The 25583-nt window shown below is 67.9% G+C and carries 21 protein-coding genes and 1 pseudogene; 12 read left to right on the top strand and 10 right to left on the bottom strand.

Annotation, left to right across the window (positions count from 1 at the left end):
• Window positions 1-32: 32 nt before the first annotated feature.
• Window positions 33-128: pseudogene (locus tag RPQ07_RS37740) on the top strand (XRE family transcriptional regulator); the annotation flags it as partial.
• A gap of 137 nt (window positions 129-265) precedes the next feature.
• On the opposite strand, the gene RPQ07_RS00765 reads toward RPQ07_RS37740, so the two are convergent.
• Complete coding sequence (locus tag RPQ07_RS00765; RefSeq protein WP_313941994.1) at window positions 266-472, bottom strand: hypothetical protein; 207 nt, start codon at window positions 470-472, stop codon at window positions 266-268.
• Window positions 473-852: 380 nt separating this feature from the next.
• Here RPQ07_RS00765 and RPQ07_RS00760 point away from each other — a divergent pair, with 380 nt between their 5' ends.
• Both RPQ07_RS00760 and RPQ07_RS00755 read left to right on the top strand, forming a co-directional pair.
• Window positions 853-1986 carry a DUF4157 domain-containing protein gene (locus RPQ07_RS00760; RefSeq protein ID WP_313941993.1) on the top strand — a complete coding sequence of 378 codons (1134 nt, stop codon included), beginning with the start codon at window positions 853-855 and terminating at the stop codon, window positions 1984-1986.
• Window positions 1987-2172: 186 nt separating this feature from the next.
• Window positions 2173-2946, top strand: a complete 774-nt coding sequence (locus RPQ07_RS00755) for a class I SAM-dependent methyltransferase (RefSeq protein WP_313941992.1) — start codon at window positions 2173-2175, stop codon at window positions 2944-2946.
• A gap of 326 nt (window positions 2947-3272) precedes the next feature.
• Here the strand turns inward: RPQ07_RS00755 and RPQ07_RS00750 are convergent, their stop codons facing one another.
• The gene (locus RPQ07_RS00750; protein WP_313948732.1) at window positions 3273-4505 is read right to left on the bottom strand and encodes an IS4 family transposase; all 1233 of its coding nucleotides are present in this window, start codon (window positions 4503-4505) and stop codon (window positions 3273-3275) included.
• 39 nt (window positions 4506-4544) lie between these two features.
• Between RPQ07_RS00750 and RPQ07_RS00745 the strand changes: the two genes are divergently transcribed.
• A complete protein-coding gene (locus RPQ07_RS00745; RefSeq protein WP_313941991.1) occupies window positions 4545-4961 on the top strand; it encodes a hypothetical protein in 417 nt (138 codons plus the stop codon).
• A gap of 676 nt (window positions 4962-5637) precedes the next feature.
• Here the strand turns inward: RPQ07_RS00745 and RPQ07_RS00740 are convergent.
• The gene (locus RPQ07_RS00740; protein WP_313941990.1) at window positions 5638-6522 is read right to left on the bottom strand and encodes an endonuclease/exonuclease/phosphatase family protein; all 885 of its coding nucleotides are present in this window, start codon (window positions 6520-6522) and stop codon (window positions 5638-5640) included.
• Between the two features lie 1264 nt (window positions 6523-7786).
• Here RPQ07_RS00740 and RPQ07_RS00735 point away from each other — a divergent pair.
• Both RPQ07_RS00735 and RPQ07_RS00730 read left to right on the top strand, forming a co-directional pair.
• Window positions 7787-8506 (top strand): hypothetical protein, encoded by a 720-nt coding sequence (locus tag RPQ07_RS00735; protein WP_313941989.1) that lies wholly within the window; start codon window positions 7787-7789, stop codon window positions 8504-8506.
• A 303-nt stretch (window positions 8507-8809) separates the two neighbouring features.
• A complete protein-coding gene (locus RPQ07_RS00730; protein ID WP_313941988.1) occupies window positions 8810-9580 on the top strand; it encodes a transposase family protein in 771 nt (256 codons plus the stop codon).
• Between the two features lie 98 nt (window positions 9581-9678).
• Here the strand turns inward: RPQ07_RS00730 and RPQ07_RS00725 are convergent, their stop codons facing one another.
• A complete protein-coding gene (locus RPQ07_RS00725) occupies window positions 9679-10062 on the bottom strand; it encodes a hypothetical protein (RefSeq protein ID WP_313941987.1) in 384 nt (127 codons plus the stop codon).
• A 72-nt stretch (window positions 10063-10134) separates the two neighbouring features.
• Between RPQ07_RS00725 and RPQ07_RS00720 the strand changes: the two genes are divergently transcribed.
• Window positions 10135-10905 (top strand): transposase, encoded by a 771-nt coding sequence (locus RPQ07_RS00720; protein WP_313941986.1) that lies wholly within the window; start codon window positions 10135-10137, stop codon window positions 10903-10905.
• Between the two features lie 81 nt (window positions 10906-10986).
• Here the strand turns inward: RPQ07_RS00720 and RPQ07_RS00715 are convergent, their stop codons facing one another.
• The 5 genes from RPQ07_RS00715 to RPQ07_RS00695 all read right to left on the bottom strand — a co-directional run bounded on the left by RPQ07_RS00715 (window position 10987) and on the right by RPQ07_RS00695 (window position 16080).
• A complete protein-coding gene (locus tag RPQ07_RS00715; protein ID WP_313941985.1) occupies window positions 10987-13599 on the bottom strand; it encodes a DEAD/DEAH box helicase in 2613 nt (870 codons plus the stop codon).
• A 221-nt stretch (window positions 13600-13820) separates the two neighbouring features.
• Window positions 13821-14441: a hypothetical protein gene (locus RPQ07_RS00710; protein ID WP_313941984.1), complete on the bottom strand. Its 621-nt coding sequence runs from the start codon at window positions 14439-14441 to the stop codon at window positions 13821-13823.
• A gap of 74 nt (window positions 14442-14515) precedes the next feature.
• Window positions 14516-15340 (bottom strand): hypothetical protein, encoded by an 825-nt coding sequence (locus RPQ07_RS00705; protein WP_413777684.1) that lies wholly within the window; start codon window positions 15338-15340, stop codon window positions 14516-14518.
• Window positions 15337-15711, bottom strand: coding sequence for a TraR/DksA C4-type zinc finger protein (locus tag RPQ07_RS00700; protein ID WP_313941982.1), 375 nt, complete (start codon window positions 15709-15711; stop codon window positions 15337-15339). Before RPQ07_RS00700 ends, RPQ07_RS00705 begins: the two co-directional genes overlap by 4 nt.
• Window positions 15712-15753: 42 nt before the next feature.
• Window positions 15754-16080 carry a TraR/DksA family transcriptional regulator gene (locus tag RPQ07_RS00695; RefSeq protein ID WP_313941981.1) on the bottom strand — a complete coding sequence of 109 codons (327 nt, stop codon included), beginning with the start codon at window positions 16078-16080 and terminating at the stop codon, window positions 15754-15756.
• A 328-nt stretch (window positions 16081-16408) separates the two neighbouring features.
• Between RPQ07_RS00695 and RPQ07_RS00690 the strand changes: the two genes are divergently transcribed.
• The 4 genes from RPQ07_RS00690 to RPQ07_RS00675 all read left to right on the top strand — a co-directional run bounded on the left by RPQ07_RS00690 (window position 16409) and on the right by RPQ07_RS00675 (window position 21841).
• Entirely contained in the window at window positions 16409-17365 is a 957-nt protein-coding gene (locus RPQ07_RS00690) for a sensor histidine kinase (RefSeq protein ID WP_313941980.1), read from the top strand.
• Window positions 17362-18021: a response regulator transcription factor gene (locus RPQ07_RS00685; protein WP_313941979.1), complete on the top strand. Its 660-nt coding sequence runs from the start codon at window positions 17362-17364 to the stop codon at window positions 18019-18021. The genes RPQ07_RS00690 and RPQ07_RS00685 overlap by 4 nt, the downstream gene beginning before the upstream one ends.
• A 591-nt stretch (window positions 18022-18612) precedes the next feature.
• Complete coding sequence (gene secD / locus RPQ07_RS00680; RefSeq protein ID WP_313941978.1) at window positions 18613-20895, top strand: protein translocase subunit SecD; 2283 nt, start codon at window positions 18613-18615, stop codon at window positions 20893-20895.
• Between the two features lie 766 nt (window positions 20896-21661).
• Window positions 21662-21841 carry a hypothetical protein gene (locus RPQ07_RS00675; protein WP_313941977.1) on the top strand — a complete coding sequence of 60 codons (180 nt, stop codon included), beginning with the start codon at window positions 21662-21664 and terminating at the stop codon, window positions 21839-21841.
• Between the two features lie 157 nt (window positions 21842-21998).
• On the opposite strand, the gene RPQ07_RS00670 is transcribed toward RPQ07_RS00675, so the two are convergent.
• On the bottom strand, window positions 21999-22859 hold the full coding sequence (locus RPQ07_RS00670) for a MerR family transcriptional regulator (protein WP_313941976.1): 861 nt from the start codon (window positions 22857-22859) through the stop codon (window positions 21999-22001).
• 582 nt (window positions 22860-23441) lie between these two features.
• Between RPQ07_RS00670 and RPQ07_RS00665 the strand changes: the two genes are divergently transcribed.
• Window positions 23442-24944: an alpha/beta hydrolase gene (locus RPQ07_RS00665; RefSeq protein WP_313941975.1), complete on the top strand. Its 1503-nt coding sequence runs from the start codon at window positions 23442-23444 to the stop codon at window positions 24942-24944.
• The last annotated feature ends 639 nt before the right edge of the window (window positions 24945-25583 follow it).

Raw genomic sequence — 25583 nt, 5'->3', positions numbered from 1 at the left:
TCGGGTGGACCCGCCCAGCTTTGACGGTCCGCAAGAAGCCGCGGAGGGATCTGGCCCGGCGCCTGGAGCGGGAGGTGAGGAAGCGATGGCAGCGGCAGATCAGGCATAGAGCCAAGGAGCCCGCGGCCGACTGACAGCTCTTCACCCGCCCCGGGGACGTCGGCAGGTATAAGCCGTCGCCGGCATGGCCGACCCGGGGTTCCCGTCCCCCCTCCGCAACACGGCCGCCGTGCCCTGCGGTAGCGGACAAGCCGTGCGCGGCTGGTCATGTGATGGCTGGCTTGGTCCCGTCGGGCAGCGCGCAGACGTATCCGGCGTAGGGCTGCGAAATGATCTGCCCGCCGGCGGCCGTGCACTCGTCTCTGGAGATGTTCGGCAACGAGGTGGCCCCGGCGCTGACGGCACCGACTGCGCTCGCTCCGGCAAGGGTTGCCGCGGCCAGGGCAAGGCCCAGGATTCTACGCATGCGCATGATCTCCTCCTCTCAGGCGCCCTCGTTCGGCCTTCGAAAAGGACAAGTCTCAAGACGACGGCGCCCTCCTACTCAGGATGGGCTCTCCGCACGAGGCCCGCGAGCCGAGGCCGGGCGCTCCGCCGGGCGGTGACTGTTCGGCTCCGGAATGTGATCATTGCCCGGACTCAAGTGCCTACCCCAGCGCTCTCATGCCCTATCAAAGTGAGGCGTCACGAAATCCCGCGCGTGCAAACCGGCCCTCCGGTGCTCACCCGGGCATTCACGGTGACCGTGAGGGCAGTTCACCGGTGGCCCGAGGATGCCCCCACGGACCTTCCGCCGCCGTGAGCGGTCCGGTAAGTCTGGAGTGCCAGCTGCCCAGAGTGAAGGGGATCGTCGTGCGCGCACACCGAACACCGGACCGGCGGGCCGCCGAACAGGACCAGGACCACCGTGCGGCCGTGCCCATCACGGCTCAGCGAATGCTGGCACTTCAGCGCTCGGCGGGCAACGCGGCCGTGAGCCGTGCCGTGGAGGAGGAGCGGCACGTGCACGCGGCGGGCTGCGGCCACGACCAGGTCGTGCAGCGCCGGTCAGCCGTGCACGAGGTGCTGCGTACGTCGGGGCGGCCGCTGGACACACCGGTGCGCGAGGAGATGGAGGCCCGGCACGGGGGTGCCGACTTCGGCGAGGTGCGTGTCCACTCCGACGCTGCGGCCATGGACTCGGCGACGGAGATCGGCGCGAAGGCGTACACCTCCGGCTCTCACGTGGTGTGGGACGGTCGCGACAAGCACACCCTCGCCCATGAGCTGACCCATGTCATCCAGCAGAGCCGGGGTGTCGTGCCGGGTACGGACAACGGCTCGGGCCTGCGCGTTTCCGACCCCTCGGACTGGGCCGAACGTCAGGCGGAGGACACCGCCCGACAGGTGATGACGGGCCCGGTGCCCGCGGTGCGGGCCGTACAGGACGAGACCGGGCGTGGCGCGGCGGCGGGCGCGGCCTCCGTGCAGCGCATGGAGCTGGCCACCAACCCGACGACCCTCACCGAGAGCGACTCCGACTACAGCTCGGAGGACGACCTCAGCGCCCAGGAGAAGCAGCTGCCGGCCCCCACGTCCGAGAGCGCCGTGGAGGCCGCGGTTGCGGCGGGCGGCGAGACGGTGGTCACGCTGTACCGGGGTGACGACATGGACAGGATCCGGGCGATGCAGCAGCAGAGTTCGGCCGGCGGCCTGGCCTCGGACTCGGCCACCCCCGCGCCCACTGTCGAACAAGCCGCGGCGCAGGCCACCAAGGGCAGGCGCTACCCGGAGTTCACGACCGCGACATACACGGCACGGCAGTTCAGCCGACAGGGACCGCGAGGGGTCGTGGTCGTCCGCATCAAGGCCAAGTACCTCACCAAGGGGTCTGATGCTCCTGAGGACGGCTGGGTCGCGCTGCACAGCGCGCCGGTCGAGGTGATCGCCGTCGTCGACCGCAGTAAGGGCAAGACGGCGACGGGGAACGCGGTCAACGCTTCCTGAATTCGGAAACGATGTCGGGCCGGCTGAACGACCGCGGACTCTCCTGGGGCGAAGGCACGGCCCGCTCCGGTTCCCGCCCATGGGCACCGTGAGTCCGAGTCCGGATCGATGAACTTTGCCTGGGGAGCCCGGGCGAGGCCCGGTTGGAGCGTGTCCGGCGGATCATGTGACTACTAGGCTGCGGCGATGGACCGAGTATCCGAGGTGCCCGAGACTGTTGCCCAGCCTTCAGACCCGGCCCGGGTGAACGACTACGACAGCTTTGCCGAGGCGTACGCGGCGGAGAACGAGAACAGCCTTGTGAACACGTACTACGAGCGGCCCGCGATGATGGTCCTCGCAGGGGACGTGGCCGGCCGTCGCGTCCTGGACGCCGGCTGCGGATCGGGGCCCCTGACCGCTGCGCTCCGCGACTGCGGTGCCGTCGTCACCGGCATCGATGCCAGCGCGGGGATGCTGGCGTTGGCCAGGCGTCGGCTGGGTGACGCCGCCGACTTGCACGTGGTCGACCTGCGTGACCGGCTGCCGTTCGCCGATGGCGCGTTCGACGACGTGGTCGCGTCGCTGGTGCTGCACTACCTGGAGGACTGGGGTCCAACGCTGGCGGAGTTGCGGAGAGTGCTCAGGCCCGGCGGTCGGCTGATCGCGTCAGTGGACCACCCTTTCGTGGCCTACGCGTTCCAGGAGCCTCGCCCCGACTATTTCGCGACCACCAGTTATTCCTTCGACTGGACGCTCAACGGGCAGTCTGCCTCGATGAGGTTCTGGCGCAGGCCGTTGCACGCGATGATCGATGCCTTCACCACCGCTGGCTTCCGTCTGTCCGTCATCAGCGAGCCGCAGCCAGACCCGGCCGCCCGCGAGCTCTTTCCCGACGGCTTCCATGACCTTTCGACCAAACCCAACTTCTTGTTCTTCGTCGTTGAGGTACCGCGGTCAGCTGTCGGCTCGGACGACTAGTGCTCTGACCGGGAAGGTTCACCGGGGTCAGTACGCTGAGCGGGGCTGCGGTGGACGAGGAGGTGGGCATGACGCGGAGACTGTCGGTGGACGAGGCCGTGGGATTGCTCGAGGGCGAACTGGGCTTAGGACCAATACCGGTGTTTTAGGGACCTTTCTGGCGTTTGCTGATGGGTTTGGTGGGTGGCATGAGGGTGATTGTTGTTGGGGGTGGTGGGGGTGGGTTGTTGTGGTGGGGGTGTTTGAGGTGCCAGTTGGACATTTTGCGTTTGATGACGCGGGGGTTGGAGCGTTGTCTGCGGGGCGGCAGGAGTCGTTCGAGCAGTTCACCGATGGTGTGGGTGAAGGCCTGGTTGAGCCGGGAGGGGGGAAAGTGCCGCCTGGCCGGTGACGTGGCGGCGGGCGATGCGGAGGGTGCGGGTGAAGGAGATCCGGTCGGGGTCGAGGCCGGCCTGGTGGGCGGTGTGGTGCATGACGTCCCGCAGAGCGTGGTGGACGAGGAGGAAGCCGTAGATTTCCTGCTCGACGCCGTCGGGGTACTGCGATCGCAGGACCAACTGCCGGCCGCCCTGGTGGGTTTTGATCTCGTCCAGGGTGTTCTCGATCTCCCACCGCTGGTGGTAGACAGCCGCGAGGTCGGTGGCGGGACCCTGCTGCGGGTCACAGATGGTGGTGATCAGCCGGTAGACCGTCTCGTCGCCGCTGCGGCCGAGGGTGTACTCGATGACGCGGACCCGAGCCGGATCGCGCCGGTCCCGGTCGCCGGACGAGGCGATCTCAGACAGGTACGAGCCGTCTTCGAAGGCTTGAAGGACCGGAAGGACAATGTTCTTGCGGACCCTCCACAGCAGGTCCGCGCCCGTGCCGGAGGCGGCCTGCCAGAGTTCGAAGCCGGTGATGCCGCGGTCGGCCAGCAGCAGCATCCCCGGCTCCAGTCGGCTCAACAGCCCGGGAATCAGTTGCTGTTCATGGACCGACAGCGGGCCGGTCTGCGCGGCGAACACGGCATGGGTGCCGCATTCGACCAGGGCTGCGACTCTCACCTGCGGATACGCACTCCGCTGCTGTCCCCGGCCCGAACCGGGCCGGCCGAAGAATCCCGCGTTCGCCTCCGTGTCCGGCACGTCGAAAACGGTGCCGTCCACCGCGACCAGCCGCCAGTCGCGATACCAGGCACCAGCCGTCCGACCGGTCGCGACCGGCCGGCACACCCGGTCGAACAGCACCTTCAACGGCTCCGGCCCCAACCGTCTACGGGCCCGCCCGATCGCCCCCGTCGTCGGCACCTGCCAGCCCTTGTCCCACCGCCGCACCCGCTCCAGCCCCTGCGTCAAGAGTCGGGCCACTTCCTCATAGCCCTGCCCCGAGAACAGACACATCGCGAGCACGAAATACACCACCACCCGAGCCGGAAGAAGCCGCGACCGCTGTTCCAACCGCCCGCACTCCACGACCACCTCATCCACCAACTCAGGCGGAAACACCCGCGTCAACACACCCAGAGCGATCCGATCCGACAACCGCTCACCCGACGACTTCACCTGCCCAGGCCTTGGCACACCACAACCAACGACCAACACCACTCAAAGTCACCGGTATTGGGCTTAGGACAGCGAGGGGTTGACGATCTGGTCACGGAGGACCTCTGGCTTGCCTTCCTTCGATTTGGCCGACGGCTGTTCGACGTCCTGGACACACCCGACGCTGACGGTCTTCTGTTCCAGTACGGGACCCATGCGTTCGACGGCCCTCCGGCGTTCACGCTGGACCTCACCCGGCAGGTCGAGATTTCCGACAGTGATGGTGATCACGACCGTTACGTGCAGGTCCACTGTGAGCTCAGATACGGCGTCGCACCCGCCCTGGAGGCCCTGGGGAGCTTCGAGTCGTGGTTCTTCTACGATGCTGGAGACGATCTCGACGTGTGGGCTCAAGGACTGACCGAGCGAGCAGCCTGGGCAACGATCCACAAACTCCGGCCGACCGAGATCAGGGTGTATCAGGAGCAGGTGTAGTCGCTCAGGCCGCCATCGTGGTGTGACGCCGTCCCTCCCTCTCTGGTCTGGCTGGGCCCATGTTGTAGAGGCGTTCGCTGGCGGCGATATCCCACCCATGGTGCACCCGGCCCGTATAGAGCACAGCGAGGATCTGGCCCTCCGGCAGCCACGCCCTCGAATTTGACTACCGTCCGGGTCTGCGGGGCCCGGCCTCCGACGGGGCGGACGTCCTCTGGTGTTCTCGGCTCTCGGGCGGGGCTAGGCGGCTGCCCGGTTTTGCTGGCCAGCGCCTCGGTGTGCATGCCGGGACCGCGGGTGGCTGGTGGTCGCGGGATCGCCTGTGCGGTGCCTGAGCTCTGTCGTGCGATGGATTGGGGTTGCTTCCTGCCGACTGGTACGCAAGTTCGTCCGAACGCCGTCAAGGCCGGGCACTCGCCATGTGCCTGTGCCTGGGATTTGAGAGTGGTTCGCTGATTCCACAGCCCTGCCGGGCAGTCCTGATGGGTGAGCCGGTGGGTTGGAGGGAGTGGGGGCCCGGGGGCGTCGAGGGAGGGGGCAGGTCCTGTCCGAGCGGGCATGCTTCAAGTCTTCTCTCGGGCGGTGCTGGCGCTGGCAGGCCGCGCAGGTGTGGGCTGGGCGGATGTCGACTCTCGGGTTCACGGGCCGGGCCGGTTGGGCTGGGCGGGATGTCTGCTCAGGTGGGGTTGATGTCGGTGTGGAGCAGGTGGTGGTCCGAGTGCGGGGTGGGATGTACTCGGTGCTCACGTGGGGCGATGCCGCGCAGGAAGATGTAGTCGAACGTGGACTGCCAGTCGGTTGTCGGTGTGCAGGTGCCGGTAGACGTGGGACGGCACTGAGGGTCTGCATCCGTGGCCAGCGCCCATATCCGGGCGAGTTCGGGACTAGCCGGCTCGGCGTTGAAGTCGCCGAGTACGATTGCGCGGTCGTGCTGGGCGACGTCTGCGGCGAGTACGCGGGTCTGCGCTGCTCGGACTGCTTCCTGGCGTCGCTGGGCGAGGTGTGTGTTGAAGACCCGGACAGGGAGGCCGCCGACCTGGGTGGTGACTGCCATGTACCCCCGGTCTTCGGATCCTCCTTCGGGGTATTCCCTGTGGCGGCGGTCTGTCATGGGTGCCGCTGAGAGGATCGCCTGGCCGAAGGCTCCCGGGCTCCACGGCATGCCTCCGCAGCGGCGCCAATTGCGAAGAACTGTCCCGTACTCGACGTGGTAGACCAGCCCGTGATGCCTCTTCAGATTGTCGCGGATCCTCTCGACGTCACGCACGCAGGCTTCCTGAAGGCCGATGACCTGAGGCGCATGTGTGGCGATCTCCGCTGCCCGGTCGGTGTTGCTTTCGTCGCAGGGGTTGCAGAGGTTCCACGTCATGACCCGGTCCGGTACAACATCCTTGGCGGCTTCGACGGGCAATGACCTGCCGAAGCGGCCATCGTTCGGTGCGCTCGGGCCGGCGGCAAGCACCACGCAGGCCACGATCACGGTGCCCGCGACCAGCCGCCTGCTAGTTCCGGGCACCGTCGCCTCCTCCGCGTGGATACGCATGGCCTTTGACGTCTTCATCCACGAGGTTATGGGACGGGGGGCCCAACAGCACCTTTGGTGTGCGGGTTTCGTTGCGCTTGGGAGCAGGCCCACCACCCCTGACCATGCCGAGCTGGGTCGTGCCGCAGCGCATCCGCACGGGCTGCTGTGCCTCCTGTGCGTAGCCAGTGACCATTTGCTGAGGTATATGGCCCAGCTGGGCTTTTCGATCTTCTCGCCCCTCGCTCGGCGGGGCCGAGTACGCGGAGGCTGTCGTGCCGCCCGGTCCAGGAAGCAGTGTCGGAGGTGGGGGAGGAGCGGCCCGACCTGCCGGCAGGGAGCGGTCTCCCGCGCCGATCGGGCGGGAGACCGCTCGGATCGGCGGGGGCCGAGACGCTCCGGCCTGTCGGGCTCGTACTGACCGTCATCATCGTCGGAGCGGCGGGCGAGGCCCGTCGCCGCGCGATCACCGTCAAGACCGTCATCCGCGGCGCACGGCCCTTCGGCAGTGGTCGACCGTGGGGCTTTTCCGTTGCGGGAGGTGTCTCTCCTCGCTTCGGCAGGACCCCACTGCGAGTTCCCGGAAGAACGTCGGATGGCCAAGTGCCCGCCGGCCAGTCGGTGCGCCATGGGTGCCAGGCTTGCTCGGCGCAGCGCGATCGGATCATCCCCACTCCGTTGAACTGCGGAGTGAGAGGGCGACGAGGAGCACCGGCCGTTTTCAAGGATTCTCATCAAGGTCAGGGGCCGGATGCGGCATGCCTCGGTCTCGGACGCAAGATCGAGGCATGAGGGACGGTGGTCCCAGCTTCTTTCCGGCAGAGAGTGCGGATGACCCTGGCAGGTGCGTGCGTTGCGGCGCTTGCTTCGATCGCGTGGCCAGTGCCCGTTGAGGCCGGTGCTGGTGTTGATGCTCGCGCGATAGTGCGCACGGGTATCTGCCGTCGGGGTTCGATCGGCGCGGTCTGCCGCGTCTGCCCGCAGTGGGCGCGTCTCCCTGCCCCGGCATGCGTTACGGCCCGAAAGCCCCGGGCAACTCATGGCTCAACCGATCGAAAATGAGCATCTTGGCGCAAATCTGACGACTCATGTGTCGCCCATGAACGATACAGGGCGGGTTCTGATCGAGTGTTTTGGTTCGACTTGGCCCGTTGATTTGCCCGAAGTGTCGTGCCAGGCTGATTCGTTGACGGGATGCCAAAGGCTTGTATGGCGATTCTACACCGCTGTTGGCGTGCGGGGATTTCAGGAGGCCGGCGTCATTCCGATGCATCCGGTCGTTCTCTCGCAGGGAGGTCCTGTCGTGGCAACAGGCATAGGCAGCTGGGCGGAACTGATCAACGTGGACGAGAAGCAGGAAGCCCACCTGCACACGGTGGACGGCAAGGACTTCGGCGCCGGAGCGAATAACCGCCTTGTGCTCCACAGTGCAGAGCCCATCGCGAAGTTCGTCGAATACCTGACGACCTACGAGCCGCAGTTCACGTTGGTCAACATGTACCCCGGCGCGAGCGTCTACCTCTCCTACGGAAGCTACCTCAAAGCACATGGCGGGGAGACCAAGCAGGCAAGTGCCCTGAATCCCATCGACCTGGGTTGGGGGCAGACCACCATCAACCCGAGCCTTACGGTCCCCAACAAGACCGGCAAGACAAAGGTCAAAGCCTTCAACCTCTTCATGAAGGGCAGCACTGCAGTCCTTTCCCCTCCGAGCGCTGCGGCGATGGCTATGGAAAAGGCCCTTCTGAAGCGCGACTACTACATCATGATCTCCGGCAGCAAGGAGATCATGGGTCTGAAAGGAGAGGTGACCCGACTCGTCCTCCATGAATGGCCCGCGGGCGAGAAGGATGATCGTGTCAGCTTGACGTTCAAGGACATCGGTGAGGCGCTCAACGAGCATGAGGAGGAGGTGAAGCAGCTTAACGAGAGCGCCGTGGAGGCCTTTCTTCGACACATCGAGGACCACAAGGAACACGCGCACCACCACGGCTTCTTCCGCGGTCTCTTCCATCACCACTAGAGTGTGAAACTGATACTGCGCTGGGGGCATTGTTTGAATGCATGAGGCGTTGAGGGCTGAGCCGTTGTATATGCCGCCGACGTCTTACAGCAAGCCTGTAATAAGGATGACTTTTCTTGTTTGAGTATCGCTAGGGGCCCAGGGCCACCACCTCGGCAACCGCCGAGTCCAAGCGCTGTTCCGGGTTCTTCGTGCCCCATGTGCCAATCGACGAGTTCGCCGTAGAGGCTTGCTGTGCGCGCCCCGTTTGTCAGCTCGCCTAAAGCGTGTTGCAGAAGGCTGCGAGGTGGGCATTTCCCCTGTATGCGTGGAGTGTTGCGGGCTGAGGCGTTGTGGGTGGAGACGTTCACGGGTCTACGGATGCGGCAGTTCGAGCGGCTGCTGAAGGTCGTGCGTGAGCGGGGCGGGAACGGGCCTCGCGGTGGCCGGCCGTGGTGCCTTCCGCTGGCTGACCGGGTGCTGCTGGTGGCCGTCTACTACCGCACGAACCTCACCATGCGGCAGCTCGCTCCGCTCTTCGGGGTCTCCCCGGCGACAGTGTGCCGAGTCATCCAGCGATTGCGACCACTGCTGGCGATCGAGCCCGCCGCCCGCCCGACAGACGCGGTCGAACGGTTGTGGATTGTGGACGGCACGCTGATCCCGGTCCGCGACCGCAAGGTCGGCGCCTCCTCACGCAACTACCGCTTCTCGGCGAACGTGCAGGTCATCATCGACGCCGACACGAAACTCGTGGTCGCCGCGGCCCGGCCCGTCCCCGGCAACACCGCGGACGCGAAGGCCTGGCGGGACTCCGGCCTGACCACCACCTGCGCCGGAGTGACCGTGCTCGCCGACGGCGCCTACATCAACACCGGCCTCGTCATCCCGCACCGCAAACGCCCCGGACGAGCCCTGCTGCCCGGCGAAGAAGAAGACAACGCCGAACACCGGAAAGTCCGGGCCCGTGTCGAGCACGCCTTCGCACGCATGAAGCACTACAAAATCCTCCGCGACTGCCGACAGCGCGGCACCGGCCTCCACCACGCCGTCCAAGCAGTCGCCCACATGCACAACCTCGCCCTCGCCGCATGACCAGACCAGCCACAAACCCGGCCCTGACCTGCCCGGACACCACCTTCTGCAACACGCTTTAAGAGTTGTCCCGTAAGTGGTTCCATGGTCGGTGGGCGTCAGAGGAAGGCCAGCGGGACGTCCTTCTCGATACAGATCCGCAGGATGCCCGCCAGCTGGTGGGCATCCTTGATGTGCTGCTGGAGGAGCTGGTCGCCGCCTTCCCGTGCCCACTGGCCGGTGATCGTCTCCAGCCGGACCAGGATCGACGCGCACTCAGTAGGCGAGAGGTCGTCACCTCTGGCATCCGGATGATCGAGGAGTGGCTCCAGAGCGGTGGACACCTCGCTCCACGGACGCTCGCCGCCGAAGCCCCACATCTCGGAGAGGACGAACCCCTCAGCCTCGGCCAGACGCCGCCGGAATGCGGCAAAGCCGCTGTAGGACCACGAGACATCCGGACTGCTGTTGTCTCCGTCGCCCGGGAAAAGAACCAGCCCCATGTACCCTCCCTGCTTGCCGAGCACACAGGATCGAGGACATGGGGCAGCGTCGGCAACTGGGATGATCTTGTTGTGACTGGTGTGATCACGGCGTCGGAGCCGTCCTGGATAGCCCCGTTCACCGGACTGAGCCCGCGCGCCTTCGCCAAGCTGGTGACGGTTCTGCGACGCGAGGGTGCGGACGCGGTCCGCAAGGGCCGGCCGTGGAGTCTTCCGCTGGAGGACCGGCCCCTGCTGGTCGCTGCGTACTGGCGCACGAACCTGACGATGCGGCAGCTCGCCCCGCTGTTCGGGGTGTCCAAGTCGGCGGCGGACCGCATCATCGACCACCTCGGGCCGATGCTCGCGCTCCAGCCCCGTAAGCGATTCGCCAAGGACGCCGTGCTCATTGTGGACGGCACCCTGGTCCCCACCCGCGACCACACCGTCGCCGAGCGGTCGAAGAACTACCGGTACTCCACCAACCACCAGGTCGTCATCGACGCCGACACCCGGCTGGTCGTCGTGGTCGGCCGGCCGCTCGCCGGGAACCGCAACGACTGCAAGGCGTGGGAGGAGTCCGGCGCCAAGGCCGCCGTCGGCAACACCGTCACAATAGCCGACGGCGGCTACCCGGGCACCGGACTCGTCATCCCGCACCGCCTCGAGCGCGGCCAGACCGAACTCCCGGACTGGAAAGAGGCACACAACAAGTCCCACGAGCAGGTCCGCGCGCGCGTCGAGCACGTCTTCGCCCGCATGAAGACCTGGAAGATACTCCGCGACTGCCGCCTCAAAGGCGACGGAGTCCACCACGCCATGCTCGGCATCGCCCGGATGCACAACCTCACCGTCGCCGGCTAGATCAGCGGGCCACACGGCGGCCAGCCCTGCCCGCGGCGATCGGGAGATCATTTACGGGACAACCCTTAGCACGATGGCAGATCATGTCCACTCCACGCCCAGTTCCGAGAGCGCGTCCCGCTGCGGCTCGGTGAGCTGGTCCCGTCGTTGTTTCTGGTTGGCGTACCAGATGCCGAGCGCGAGTTCGTGTTCTTCGCCGTCGACGAGGATTGTTTCGCGGTGCGGCCGACGGACCGTGGTGGTGCCTTCTCGCGCGATGTACTGCGCGAGGGCGGATAGGCCGCGCTGGAAGGCAGCCGACATCGGCCTCTTCGTGGCAGTTTTCGCCGCGGGCGTGGGGGAGGGTTCGGGGGCGGGCTGGATGCCCAGTCGGGTGAGGCGTTGCTGCTGTACTTCGGTGAGGTGGGTCCAGTCGCGGGACTGCCTGTTGATCCATTTGCCGAGGTCGTCGCCGTCGAAGAGGACGCCTGGTTCGATGACCGGTAGGACGCCGTCGGCGTCGACGAGGTCGGCGAGCACCTTGTAGTGGCGTTGCCAGTCCAGTGGCCAGGGGCAGTTCCAGTCGGGGTCGATCGCGGTGAGCTGTGCCACGCGGCGGTCGGCCCGGTCGGTGTCTTTACCGAGGCCGCCTTTCCTGCGGATGTTGGCCATGTGCTGCCCGATCAGCACCAGTTCGCTCTCGCCGCTCTCGATGGCCTCCCACACGGCGTCCTGCCGGGGCGCGAGATGTCCGTGGGCCCGGTGAAAGGAGCGCAACGCGGACAACTTCCTCTCCCAGGCTTCATCACCTGGTTCCCACACCATGCCGGCCTCGTCCAGCAGTTCGCGGCGGTGCTCGTCGAGGAGACCCGCGCGGTAGTTGCGGCGCTGCTCGCTGATCCATGCCCCGAGGCTGAACGACTCGTTGTTGAGGGTCACGGTCGTGTCGTAGGGGACGGCATGTCGGCCGGTGATCCCGTTGTGGGTGCGCCAGTTCTGCAGAGCCTGCCAGCCTTCCAGCCACACGGTGGCGTCGGGGCGGATGACGCGGGTGCGCACGAACGCGGCGATCGTGGACGGGTCGCGCGGGGAGGCGAAGTTCATCATCACGCTCACCGGCTCCGCAGTCTCATCCTCACCGCCCGCCTCGTCCGCGCTGCCGGTGGCGTGGTGCTTCTTCTCCCGGGACTGGCGGGTGAGGGAGCGAGAGGCGAGCTGTTCGACGATGCGTTCGTCGTGGGAGCGCAGGCCTTGGAGGATGTCGACGAGGGGCTGGAAGCTGGCGGAGGCGACCATGTTCGTGGGGTCCTCGCCCGGTTGCAGGAAGACGGGCACGATGATGCGGCAGGTCTTGGCCGTGCCGTCCGGGTTCGGGCGCAGACCGCGGCCGATGTTCTGCACGATCTGCACCATCGACCCGCGAGCGCCGACGATGCACACGGCCTCCACGCCCCGCTCACCGACGATGTCGACGCCCTCGCCGAGAACCCTCACGGAGGCCAGGAAGGCGCGGTGCACGCGCCGACCCGCGGCGTCGATGCCGTTAGCGAACTGGCGCAGGACCTGACGGCGGTCGGCGATGGGGTGATCGCCGCACAACCAGTCAGCCCACACCCGGTCCGCCGGCACATGCAGTTCCTGCGCCAGGTCCTCCAGGCCGGTAGGCAAGGCGTGGATGGAGGATGCGGGACGGGCGTCGGCTTCGGCCAGCGCCCACTCGGACACCTGCGTCTCGTAAAGGTCGGCGGCAGTGGTCGGCAGGTTCGCCGCGAACGCTTTCGCTTCCTCGACCTGCTGGTGGAAGGTGAGGACGGTGCGCAGGTTCAGCTTCGCTGCGTGCTCCAGTAGCGCCGACTGCAGCAGCGCCAGGCGGCGCCCGCGCATCGCGTCCTCGGACAGGCCGACGGAGAAGTCCGGGTCTTCGATCTCGAGCACGTCGATCTCAAAGGGCGCGAGGACGCCGCGTTCTACTGCCTCGGACAGGCCGAGTTCGTAGATCCGCTCGCCGAAGACGCCGTCGGGATCGGACGCCATCGTCGCGAGCGCGACTTCTTCGCCGTCGCGGCCGCGGGCGGGCCGCGCCGGTGCGAGGATCCGCGGTGTCGCGGTCAGATACAGGCGAAAGGCGGCGGGGATGCGCTCGTTGTCATGGATCGCTGCCCACGGCTTCCCCAGATCACCAGCGGTTCCGTGCGCCTCGTCGACGACAGCAAGGTCGAACGGGGCCAGCTGCTGCCCGTACACCGAAGGGCCGCCGGCGAGGGCGGTCTCCAGCGGGCCGCGGACCCGGCCGGACGGATCATGCGGGTCGTCGCGGTCGACGAGGGAGGCGTAGGTGGCGAGCACGACGACCGGGCCGGTTCCGGCCCACAGGGCGAGCTGGATCGGGTTCGTCGTCGTCCGTACCCCCAGAGCGTCGAGGACCTCGTCCTTCTCGATCGAGCACACCGCCACCATGGGCGCCGTGTGCCCGACCCGGCGCCACGATTCAGCGGTCTGCACCAGCAGCTCAAGGGTGGGCACCATGACGAGGATCCGGCCGTGCCGGTGGAGGTCCAGGGCTGCGGAGGCGGCCGTGTACGTCTTGCCGGATCCGGTGGCGGAGACGACCGTTGCCCGCCCACCACGCTCACGTGGCGCGGAGCGTGCAGAAACTGCACCGGCCCTGATAATCCGCCGCTTCGCTTCCACCTGGTGCTCACGAAGCTGAATCACGAGCCATTTCCTCTCCTGAACCATGAATCCCAGGCTATCGACATCGGACTGTGCGGACTGTGCGGGATCTGCGAACGGACGCCGGTCGGAACGGGGCCCAGCCCAGCCGGAATCGGCAGGCCGGGTGCGTGGGAGCCAGATCCGGGCGGCGACGGCTCCGCGGCCGGAGTGCGGCCGCCGTCCTGCTCCGCGCATCGCGTCGATCGGCATGTCGTCGACCCTCAGGAAGTAGTCCACTGCGGGGCGGTATGGGTCCAGTCTTTGTCCCATGCGGCGAGATTGCGCCGCTCCAGCACGCGACTGGCGTAGCCGTACAGGGCGGCGCCGGCGAGCGGGACGGTCATGGCGGCGAGGAGAGCGCACCCCATGGTGCGGCTGTTGATCTGCTGTGGGGTGAGGGGAGGGTCGGTGATCTTTCCTTCGTCGCTGACCCATACGCGGACGGCGCTGTCGGCGGGGAGTCCGGGCCGGACGTCGCTCTTTGCGGTGCGGGTGTGTCCGCGGGGGTCGGTGAAGCGGACGGTCACCGGATACAAGGCATGCTTCGCTTCGTCCGATCCCGGTTCGGGGTGACGGGGGGCGTCGTCGACGAGGACGGCAGGGGTGGCGTGCCGTGTGCTGGCCTGGTGCCGGGCGGCCTGCTGGTAGTGGCGGTGCGCGGTCTCTTTGGCAAGGACCGTTGCGGCGGGTGTGGCGGCCAGAGTGGCCAGGAAGAGGCTGAGGGCGATCCAGGCTTGTAGCAGGTCTGAGCGGCGGCGCAGGGGATTGCGCCGCCATCGCCAAAGAAGGACGCGGGAGTGCTCTTCAGGTGGCGGCTGTGCCAGGGGGATCTTGCTGGTCACGCCGTCTCTCCTTTCCGAGGGCTTGGTAGGCGGAGCGGGTTGGGGGCGTCCGTGGTGGGGGCGGGGGTGGTGGGTCAGTCCGGGCGCCGGGATGTTGTGCGCATGACGCCCGCTGAGGGGTGGGCGCAGGCACCCATCAGGAGTTTGGCGGCGCCTCGGACGGCGGCGGTGTGCGGGGCGGGTACCGGGCTGACAGGGGCGTGGAGTCGCTCTGCCAGCTGGTGGGTGATGTCGGGGCGCAGGGCACCTCCGCCTGCTAGGAGTGCGCCTGCCCGCAGGGCGTCGAGTGTCTGGGACGTGCTGTCCCGCTCGAGCATCGCGGTCACCATCGCAACTACCGCGTCAGTGATCTGTGCGGGCGGAGTGCGGCTGTCCAGGTCGCTGGTGCCCAGCGCGGTATGGCGGGCGTCGGTCACTGCGCCGTCGGTGAGGAGGGTGACCTCGGTGAGGTGGGCGCCGAGGTCGATGACGAGCAGGGGGCGGGTCAGGTCGGCTGCGGCGGCTTCGGCCACTGCACGTGCGGTGGGGATGGTCAGCACGGTGTGCGGGCGCAGGATCTCGACCGCGGTGCGGGCCGAGGCCCGGTAGGTGACTCCCCCCAGGACGGGAGCGGCAATGACGATCAGCCGACGGCCGAAGCGGGGCAGGTGGTGGCCGAGTAGACGGTCGAGCATCCGTGCGGTTCCGGCTGTGTCGATGATGGTGCCGCGCTGGATGGGGTAGATGACGCCATCGCCGGGGAACGTCACCGTGGGCACGTCAAGGACGCTTCCTCTGCCGGATATCCAGGCCCGGGTGCGAGCGCTGCCGAGGTCGAGGGCGATGCCGGAGCACTGGCGGAACAGGGGCCCAGGCCAGCGCGGGGCAGTCAACGTGCGAGGGCGGGGTGGGGTGGTCACCGTTGGGCCTCTCTGACGTGTTGGCATCGAGCGCAGTAGCGGGCTTGCGGCACGATCATCAAACGTTCACGGGCGATGGGCTGACGGCACAGGTGACAGGCGCCGTAGCGGCCGTCGTCCATGCGTGCGAGGGCTGCCTCGACGTCGGCGAGGACCATGCGCGCGGAGGCGGCGAGTTTGATACGTACCTCGATCTGGGAGGCGGCCTGTCGGTCAAGGGGAGCGTCGGTGCGGGGCGCGGCGGTGTCTGCGATCTGCTGCAGCTGCTCCTGGCGGAACAGTCGCTGATCGTGCAGGTTTTCGCGCAGGGCCGCGAGGTCGTCGATGGACAGGATTGTGTTGCGGTCGCCGATGATCTGGTGGTTCACCACTTCACCCCTTGGGCAGGGCGGGAGAGGGAGGCTGGGTGAGCGTCAGGCGGTGGTGCGCTGACAGGGGACGCAGAACCGTGTGTAGGGCAGGATTTCCAGGCGCTCGACCGGGATCGGCGTGGAGCAGGTCTGGCAGATTCCGTAGCGTCCGTCGTGGATGCGGGTGAGGGCGGCCTCGATTTCGTTGAGGACGCGCACGATGGTGTCTTTCTGTGCCGACATCATGTGCTTCTCGGCGCTCTGCCCGGCCTCGTCAAGGGCTTGCAGCTGTGTCAGTCGGGAGTTGCGTTCGTGTTCGAGGCGCTGGCGGGCCTCGTGCGCTGTCAGACGCTCGGGGCGAGACTCGATCCGGGCTGTATCAAGCGACATGGTGGGTCCTTTCTCCATGCGGGGGTGCCGGCCGGGACGGCTCGGGGCGATGACCGGGGGTCATGGTCGGCGGGCCGTCGCCCCCAATGTGAGCGATACGGCGCGTCAATCCCATCGGGCGCGATACCCATTTGCGGCAGATCTCGAGGACCACTCGCGGTGTGGGCAGTCCATGGTCCGGAAATGGGCATCACGGCCCATCGACGGGTGGGGTTCGTGACCGGCATGCTGGCGGCAGTCCGGTCGAGGTCAAACTGCAGCTCACGCTTGGGTACGCGGTGGCCGACAGTAGAAGCAAGGCCGTGTTACGAAGAAAGGCGTCATCCGGGTGTCTCTGTTCTGGCGGATCTTCGCGCTCAACGCGATGGTGCTGGGTGCCGCCACTGCCCTGCTGCTGTGGGCTCCGGTGACCGTCTCGGTACCAGTCGTTCTGACCGAGGCGATCATTCTCGTGGCCGGTCTGGTGATCATGCTGGTCGCCAACGGGGCGCTGCTGCGGATCGGACTCGCTCCGCTCGGCCGGCTCACGAGGCTGATGACCACCGTCGACTTGCTGCGCCCGGGACAGCGCCTGCCGGTGCACGGCCACGGCGAGGTCGCCGACCTGGTCCGCACCTTCAACGCCATGCTGGAGCGGCTGGAACGCGAGCGGGCGACCAGTAGCGCCCGCGTCCTGCTCGCCCAGGAAGGCGAACGGCGCCGCATCGCCCAGGAGCTCCACGACGAGGTCGGACAGAGCATGACGGCGATCCTGCTCGCGCTGAAGCGGGCGGCGGACGAGACGGACGAACCCCTACGAGGTGAGTTGCGGCAGGTCCAGGAGATCACCAGGGAGAGCCTGGACGAGGTACGGCGCCTGGTGCGCCGGCTGCGGCCGGGTGTGCTGGAAGATCTCGGTCTGATCAGCGCGCTGACCTCACTGACCACCGAGTTCGCCACGCACACCGGTCTTCACGTGCAGCGCCGATTCGATACCGACTTGCCGGCGCTGGATCAGGAGACGGAGCTGGTGTTGTACCGCGTCGCCCAGGAGACCATGACCAACGTGGCGCGACACGCCGAGGCGGACAGGGTCGAGGTGAGGCTGCGTCACACCGAGGGCGTGGTGGTCCTGTCGGTGGCCGACAACGGCCGAGGGACGGGTATCGCGCGCGAAGGGGCGGGCATCCGCGGGATGCGCGAGCGGGCCCTGCTCATCGGGGCCACGCTGGACATCACCTGCCGGCCGCAGGCCGGTACACAGGTGCAGCTGACCGTGCCCGTACCCGGGGAGCCACGCACATGACCGATACGACGCCGATCCGTATCCTTCTCGCCGATGATCACGCGCTGGTGCGGCGGGGTGTACGGCTCATCCTCGACCGCGAACCGGATCTGCAGGTTGTCGCGGAAGCCGGAGATGGCGCGGAGGCCGTCGACCAGGTCCGGACCCACGACGTCGACCTCGCCGTACTGGACATCGCCATGCCCCGGATGACCGGTCTGCAGGCCGCCCGGGAACTCCTCGCGCTCAAGCCGGCGCTGCGCGTGCTGATGCTGACCATGCACGACAACGAGCAGTACTTCTTCCAAGCACTGAAGGCCGGGGCCAGCGGATACGTCCTCAAGTCTGTGGCCGACCTCGACCTGGTTGCCGCGTGCCGTGCCGCCATGCGCGACGAGCCGTTCCTCTACCCGGGCGCGGTCACCGCCCTCATCCGCAACTACCTCGACCGCGTCCGCCACGGCGAGGAACCGCCCGACCAGGTCCTGACACCCCGAGAAGAAGAGGTCCTCAAACTCGTCGCCGAAGGCCACTCCTCGAAGGAGATCGCCGAGATGCTCGTCATCAGCATCAAAACCGTGCACCGGCACCGGGCGAACATCCTTCACAAACTCGGCCTGCGTGACCGCCTCGAGCTCACTCGCTACGCAATCCGGGCCGGCCTCATCGAACCCTGAACCTCCCAGAACCGCCTCAAGGGTCCAGCTGCCACTCCCCAGCCGGAACCTTGAGGCCCCGCTTGCCCGCTGCGACCAAACACCGACACCTACCGATGAGGGGCGGGGCATGGCACGCATTACGCACACCGCCCCGCGCGCCGGAGGCATCGGCCCGGCAGCCGTGATCGCCGCTCTGCTTGCCGTCCTCGCCGCCCTGCTCAGCGCGTCAACACACGGCAGCACCCGCTCTGGTGTGCCAGACACTGCGGTGGTCGCTTCCGCGGCACTGCCGGCCGGCAGTGGATCCTTTGCGGACGACGGACGTTTCGCCACGGACAGCGCCGCCGTCCGAAGCCATCGCGACGCGCCCGGCGAGCGTCCTTCACCGCCGGCCCCCGCCACTCTCGCCCCGTACAGCACGGCCGATAGTCCACCGCAGGCCGCCTTCCCACCGCTGCCGGCGCTGCGTCCACCTGCCGCCGCACAACCGGCGGACTGTCACCAGATGCGGGCACCACCTCCACCGACAGGCACCTGACACCCCCTTCCCCTCGTCTTCCCTGACCGCGGCCACTGGCCTGGCCGCGGCGTGCCTGCCGGAGGTCCGCTGTGCGCCGATCCGTGCGCATCCGAGGGCTGTTCGCCCTCGCTGCTGTTGCCCTGTCCTTGTACATCGCACTCACCACACCCGTCCAACTCGGGCTCGATCTGCGCGGCGGCACGCAGATCGTGCTGGAAACCCGGCCTACCGCCGCCACAGAGTCCGACAGCGAGGCCACCGACCGCACCGTGGAAGTGCTGCGCGGCCGTATCGATGCGCTCGGCGTCGCCGAGCCCACGATCGCGCGCTCCGGCGACAACCGGATCGTCGTCGAACTGCCCGGCGTCCAGGACCCCACCAAGGCAGCCGACGTTCTCGGCCGTACCGCTCAGCTCACCTTTCACCAGGTGATCGGAACCGCGAAGACCAACGAGGGCACTCCAAAGCCGCTGCCCAAGCGGCCCCGACAGCACGTCCTGGCAGACGAGTCCGGCCAACTCCTGCGCCTGCAGGCATCCTCACTGACCGGCAGCGACGTCAAAGAAGCCATCGCCCGGTTCGACCAGCAGGGCGGCGCCGGATGGCACGTCACCGTCGATTACGAAGGCCCCGGCCGCGACGGGTGGGCCCAACTGACAGGACAGGCTGCCTGCCATCCCGCGGGCGACCCGGCCCGCCGGGTCGCCATCGTCCTCGACGACAAGATCATCTCCTCGCCACAGGTCGACCCCTCGGTGTCCTGCGACTCGGGCATCAGCGGCGGCTCCACGCAGATCACCGGATCCTTCACTGCCGACGAAGCCAAGGAACTGGCCCTGCTCATCAACGGCGGCGCCCTGCCTGTCCCCGTCGAAACGGTCGAACAACGCACCGTCGGCCCCACCCTGGGCGCCCAAGCCATCACAGCCAGCCTCTGGGCCGCCGCCATCGGCACCGCACTGACAGCCCTGTTCATCAGCGCCGTGTACCGGCTCATGGGCCTGCTGGCCGCCGCCGCTCTGGTCTGCTACGGCCTGATCTCCTACGCGGCCCTGGCCGCTCTCGGCGCCACCCTCACCCTGCCCGGACTCGCCGGATTCGTCCTGGCCATCGGCATGGCCGTCGACGCCAACATCCTCGTCTTCGAACGCGCCCGCGAAGAATACGCCGCGCGCCACCGCCCCACCCCACGCTCGTCGCTCACCGCCGGCTTCCGCGGAGCCTTCAGCGCGATCGCCGATTCCAACATCACCACCCTGATCGCCGCCGGACTGTTGTTCTTCCTCGCCTCCGGGCCAGTCCGTGGCTTCGGAGTCACCCTTGGCATCGGCGTCCTCGCCTCCATGCTCAGCGCACTGGTCATCACCCGCGTGCTCGCCGACTTCGCCGCAGCCCGCGCCTGGGTGCGCCGCCGCCCTCGCCTCACAGGCATCGCTCACACCGGCACTGTCCGCGACCGCCTCAACCGCAGAAACCCCCACCTGATGCGCCACCCCCGCCGGTGGCTGGCCGCTTCCCTCGCCGCGCTCGCCCTGGCTGTCTTCGGCATTGCCCTTCGCGGCCTGGACTTCGGCATCGAGTTCACCGGCGGCCGCCTCATCGAATACTCGACCGCCGCTCCCGTCGACCCCGACCGGGCACGCACCGCTCTCGCCGAGGCCGGATTTCCCCGCGCTGTAGTCCAGGCATCCGGTGACCATCAACTGACCGTCCGCACCCACGAGCTGAGCAACGCACAAGCAGCGCAGATCGGAGAAGCCGTCAGCAATCTGACACCGAGCGCGAACAAGCTGCGCGACGAGGCCATCGGACCCAGCCTCGGCAAGGAACTACGCCAAAGCGCCCTCATCGCCCTCGCTGTCGCCCTCGGAGCACAGCTCATCTACCTCGCAACACGCTTCCGCTGGCTGTTCGGAGCCTCCGCGATCGCCGCCCTCGCCCACGACGTAGTGATCCTCATCGGCATCTTCGCCTGGCTCGGGAAACCCGTCGACGGCGTCTTCCTCGCCGCGCTCCTGACCGTCATCGGCTACTCCGTCAACGACTCCGTCGTCGTCTTCGACCGGATCAGAGAACTCAGCCGCCGCAACCGCGAAACGCCCTTCCACCACATCGCCAACCAGGCACTCCTTCAGACCCTGCCCCGCACCATCAACACCGGCATGGGCGCCGCCTTCATCCTTACCGCCCTGACCGTTCTCGGCGGCGACTCCCTCACTGACTTCGCCCTCGCCCTGCTCATCGGCCTCGCCGTCGGCACCTACTCCTCCATGTTCACCGCCACACCCATTGCCATCGAACTTCACAACGCACGTAGGCGCAGCCCGACGCCTTGCACTGCTGCAAGCGCGAGCGAACGCTCGGGTTCCTGAAACCCCCGGTGAAACCCGGGCGGGAGTGAGCCGGCCGACTTCTCCAGCGGCAGGCTCTCGGTGAGCGTGGTGACCAGATGATGGGTTTCGAGGCAGCACCTCCCGTACCGTTCCCACGATCACCCGGGATGACCCGCCCGTGGCGTTTGTGCCCACCAGACCAGGCTGGATTCCCTTCCAGCATGGCTTGCTACATCCGTGCAAGGCCATCCTGCGCTGTGCGTCCACGGGCACGGACGATGGGCATCTCAGGAATGATCCGGAACGGTGGCCTGTGGGAGGCGGTCGGCCATTGCCGGCCGATCCGGTGTGTGGAAGGACAGCGCCCTCGAAGGGGGCGGGGAGAAGAAGGAGAGGACTCCTGGTCGTCTCTGTGCGCTGCGCTGGATTCAGGCGAGTAGGTCGATCTTCTGTCCGATGCCTTGCTGTTCTGCCTGCTGGTAGGCGAGCCATGCCAGCGTGAGGTCTTGCCAGGGGAGTCCGACGGGCGCGTAGACGGAGCGGTCCGTCGAACCGGTACGTCCTGGATGGTCCCCGCGCGCAGAACGTCACCGAGTGTGGCCTGAGCAGCGGAGGCCGGAAGGCCGGCGGTCGCCAGAAGGCCTGTGATCGCGGCGAGTTCTCGGTCATCGAGCGTCCGGCCCGGACCGGCAATCCCCGGCCGCTCCCGGCGAGCCGGCTGCGCCCGGTCCTGGGCCAGAGTGCGGGGACATCGCTGCCTGCTGGTGGGCGACGACATCGTGCGCCCGCCCCGCACGCGATCGACTTGACGGCGCTGCGAGCCTTGCGGTCCCGCACGGACGTGGAAGCCCTCGATCTCACTGCCAACCGGCTGCGCCGCCTCCCGGAGGCGTTCGCCAAGGCGGCCCACGACTCCCGCGTCCGCGCGGACCGCCAGGGAAGAGAACAGAACGCAACGATGCGGTGGCTCCACTCCACCGAGTAGCGGCGGACAGCACTGGCAGACAAGCGGGCAGGTGCCGTCGGCGTACTCTTCGGTTTCCATCACACCGTTGCAACGGCCTTTGGAGGCAACGGGGTTGCCCTCGCACTGCACCACTCCGGGCTGCTCTTGTCGGACTCGCTCTGAACTCCGTCGCCAGTCAGCAGGTCCGTGGGTTCGTGTCGCCGTATTGATCGGCCGAGTGCAGCAGTTCGATGACGCGCTCCTCGTACCGGACGCGGGCCGGGGAGAAGTTGTACGGCATCTTGCCGATGGCTTCCGTCGCGCTCATCCTCGTCCCGTCCCCTTCTTCGCTCGCGTGCTCGTCCTGCCGATCCAAGAGGACATCGAGGGCCTCTTCCAGGCAGGATCTTTCGATGGTGGCTTCCATGGCGGACTCGTGATCACATCGCTGGGCGGCCAGGTCTTCGATGCGGGGGTCGTCGGGGGACATGGTGTCGTCCAGGACAGCCTCGGCCTCGGCCAGGCGGTCCTCCTCGGTCCGCAGCTCGGGGTGGGTGGCCAGGACGATGAACCGGTTGGCCTGGATAGCGGCGCCCAAAGGGCCGAAGATGCGCTCCGTGACCAGGAGAGTATCGAGGTCGGCGGAGCGCAGGGCTCCGGGCGGTAGATCGCGCAGGCGGCCAGTGACCAGCGGTGAGAGCAGGCCCAGGGGGCTGCCCACCTCACGGAGACGTTTCACGGCGGCCCGTTGGGCCTCGATGGCGGCCGCCTTGGAAGTGAGGGACTCCTCCAGGCGGGCCAGAGACTGTTCGATGCCGGTGGCGCCCTTGAGGGCGGCGTGGATGTCATCCAGGGAGATGCCCGCATTGGCCATCCTGCGGATCCACAGAAGGCGGATCATGTCGTCGTATCCGTAGCGGCGGCGGCCATCGCTGCCGCGTTTCGGTTCGGCGAGGAGCCCGATGGCGTGGTAGTGGCGGATGGCACGGGGCGTGGTCCCGGCGAACGCGGCGGCATCGCCGATCTTGATTCGGCGAGGCATCGCAGGAAGGGGCATGTGAGGGAACCTCTCAATGTCGTGCTCGCCGCCTACTGGACCACATGCCGCTACGGCACATGCAACCCTCGTCCAAGGAGAGGAGTCGGTGCAGGGCTGGGTGTTGTCGGACAGCGCGGTCACGGGGTAGTCGCTGAGTTCCGCGATGGCTGGCAGCAGCCTCGGCAACTGCTCCACCTCGGCGCGAGCCGCGCGGCCCAGCCGTCGTCCCGCGCCTGCCTCCGTCGCATGGCGTCGGCTCTCACCGGCCTGCCCTCGGCGAGGCTGTGAGGTGCTGGAGGCTTGCATCACCGGCGGGACTGTGGCCGTCGCGCAGAGATTCGCCCGCGTCCTCGGCTGCGCCATTCGGCCCCGGTTCGCTCGCGCGCCGTGCCAGCCCGAGGTGTTGTGGACGGGATGCGTGCCGAGGTCCAGCGCTTGGGTGGCGTCGGGCCCTCAACCGGGGAAGGACATGACATGCACATATCTGCACCTGTGGCGAGCCGTGGGCATCATGCCGCGGTCCTCGCCGCGGTGGTGATCTGCTCGACCGTGTTTACCGGACTGGTTCACGCTCCGGCCGGGGGCGCGCCGTCTCCTTCCGTGCCCGCCCCGCAGCTGGACTGGAAACCCTGCGTCCAGGGCAGTCCGTTCGACTGCGCGACCGCGAAGGTCCCGCTCGACTACGACGACGCGGGCGGCCGCACCATCGAACTCGCCGTCGTGAAACGGAAGGCCACCGGTTCCGGACAGCGCATCGGCACCTTGTTCTTCAATCCTGGCGGCCCCGGCGGCCCGGGAACAGTCCAGATGCCACAGAACTACGAGTCCTTCCCGCGCGAGGTGCGGGAGCGGTTCGACATCGTCAGCTGGGACCCCCGCGGCATCGGCAACAGCACCGCGGTGAACTGCTTCGCGAGTCCCGAGGAAGCCGCAGGCTGGGCTGCGAGGAAAGCGGCAGGCTTCCCGGTGGGAGAGAAGGAGCGTGCGGCGTTCACCGCCGCGTACGAGGAACTGGGCCGGCGCTGTGAGCAGCGTGACCCCGAGCTCCTGCGCCATGTGTCGACCGCTGAGAACGCTCGCGACCTCGACCAGCTTCGCAAGGCGGTGGGTGAGGAGCAGCTCACCTATTACGGGATCTCTTACGGCACGTACCTGGGCGCGACGTACGCGAACCTCTTCCCCGGCAGGGTCCGCGCCATGGTCTTCGACGCCAACTGGGACCCGCAGGCGTGGACGAATAACGCTTCCGACGAGGCCGCCCGGACCACGTCGTTCCAGCGGTTGGGCTCCGGCCGCAGCGCCGCGGAGACCGTGAACCGGTTCCTCGCGTTGTGCGGGTCCACAACGACCGCCCGCTGCGCGTTCTCCGCCGGCAGCCCGAAAGCGACCCAGGACAAGTACGACCAGCTGCTGCAGCGGCTCCGAAAGGATCCCGTGGGCTCGTGGACCTACGCCGGCACCGTGGCTGACGTGGTGCACAGCCTCTACGACGTCCAGCTCGGGGGGACGGAACTCGCCGACAGGCTGCAGGACCTGTGGCAGGGCCGCGTCCCGGTGCCGTCTCCTCTCCCGCCCCCGCCACCGGTCCCCAACCCGAATCCGTACCTGGGCGAGGAACAGAGCACCGCGGTCTTCTGCGGCGACAGCCCCAACCCGCGGGGCCCCGGTGCATACGGCACCCTGGCTGAGGCTGCGGCGACCCGTGCGGGGGACACCGGACGGTACTGGATTTGGGCGTCCGCGGGCTGCGCCTCGTGGCCGGCGGTTGCCGAGGACCGTTACCGCGGCCCGTGGAACAAGCCCACGGCGAACCCCATTCTGGTGGTCGGGAACACCTACGATCCCTCCACGCCCCTGTCGGCTGCGCAGGCTATGGCGAAGGAGCTGGCCAATGCCCGCCTGCTGACCCACGACGCGGTCGGGCACACGGCATTGTTCAACCCCAGCAACTGCGTCAACGCTTACACAAGCCGCTACCTCATCGACGGCGCCCTCCCGCCGACCGGAACCATGTGCCGCCAGGACGCGCCTCCCTTCGCCGCGCCCAAGCCCCGCGGCGGTGTGGGCACCGGCGGGGGCGGGTTGGCCGTCGCCGCGCCGTAGGGCGGCATCGCCCGTCAGGCCGCATGAGCGCTTCGGCAAGCCCGCGTCCGCCCCGGCTGCTGCGCCTCGTCCACCACCGCGAGGTCGAAGCCTGCCACCCCCCGTTGCCCCGTAGAGCTGCTCCCCGCGGGTTCGTGGAACGTTCCTGCTGATGGTCCTCCCGTGGAGAAGTGCGCCCCTCAAAGCTCGCTGATCCAGGTTGGCGGTGCATCGCTGAGTTGTCGGATGGATTGCCGGGCGGGGGAGTGCTTGTGGCTGGGTTCGTGGAGGTCGGTGCAGTCTCGGTTCTGACATGCACCCGGGGTCCGGAGGGGAACGAAGACGTACGGGGTGAGGGCGGGAGTCAGGACGGCGTCTCGGGCACGGAGCCCGTGAGGGGGAGGGTCCGGGTGTGGCGGTGTTGACGCCGAGCGTGTCTTTGCCCGGTGCTGGGGCGTTGGTGTGACGTGTGCAGGGGGCGTGGCGTGGAATGCCTTCATGGGCGTGTGCAGGTCGGCGGCCCCGGGGTCGGCCCGGCGCCCGGGGCCGATCTGGTGCGGCTCCGTTGCTTTTTCCAAGTCCGTACGGCTCGGCTGCCCGTCCGGCCTACGCGGCATCATGGGGCGGTAGGGCGTGCATGGTCGTGTCGTCGTACGCCGG

Origin of the sequence: Streptomyces sp. AM8-1-1 (assembly GCF_032229325.1) — a bacterium.
GTDB classification, from domain to species: Bacteria; Actinomycetota; Actinomycetes; order Streptomycetales; family Streptomycetaceae; genus Streptomyces; species Streptomyces achmelvichensis.
The sequence above is the reverse complement of the archived record's forward strand: the minus strand, read 5'-3'. Positions and strand labels throughout refer to the sequence as shown.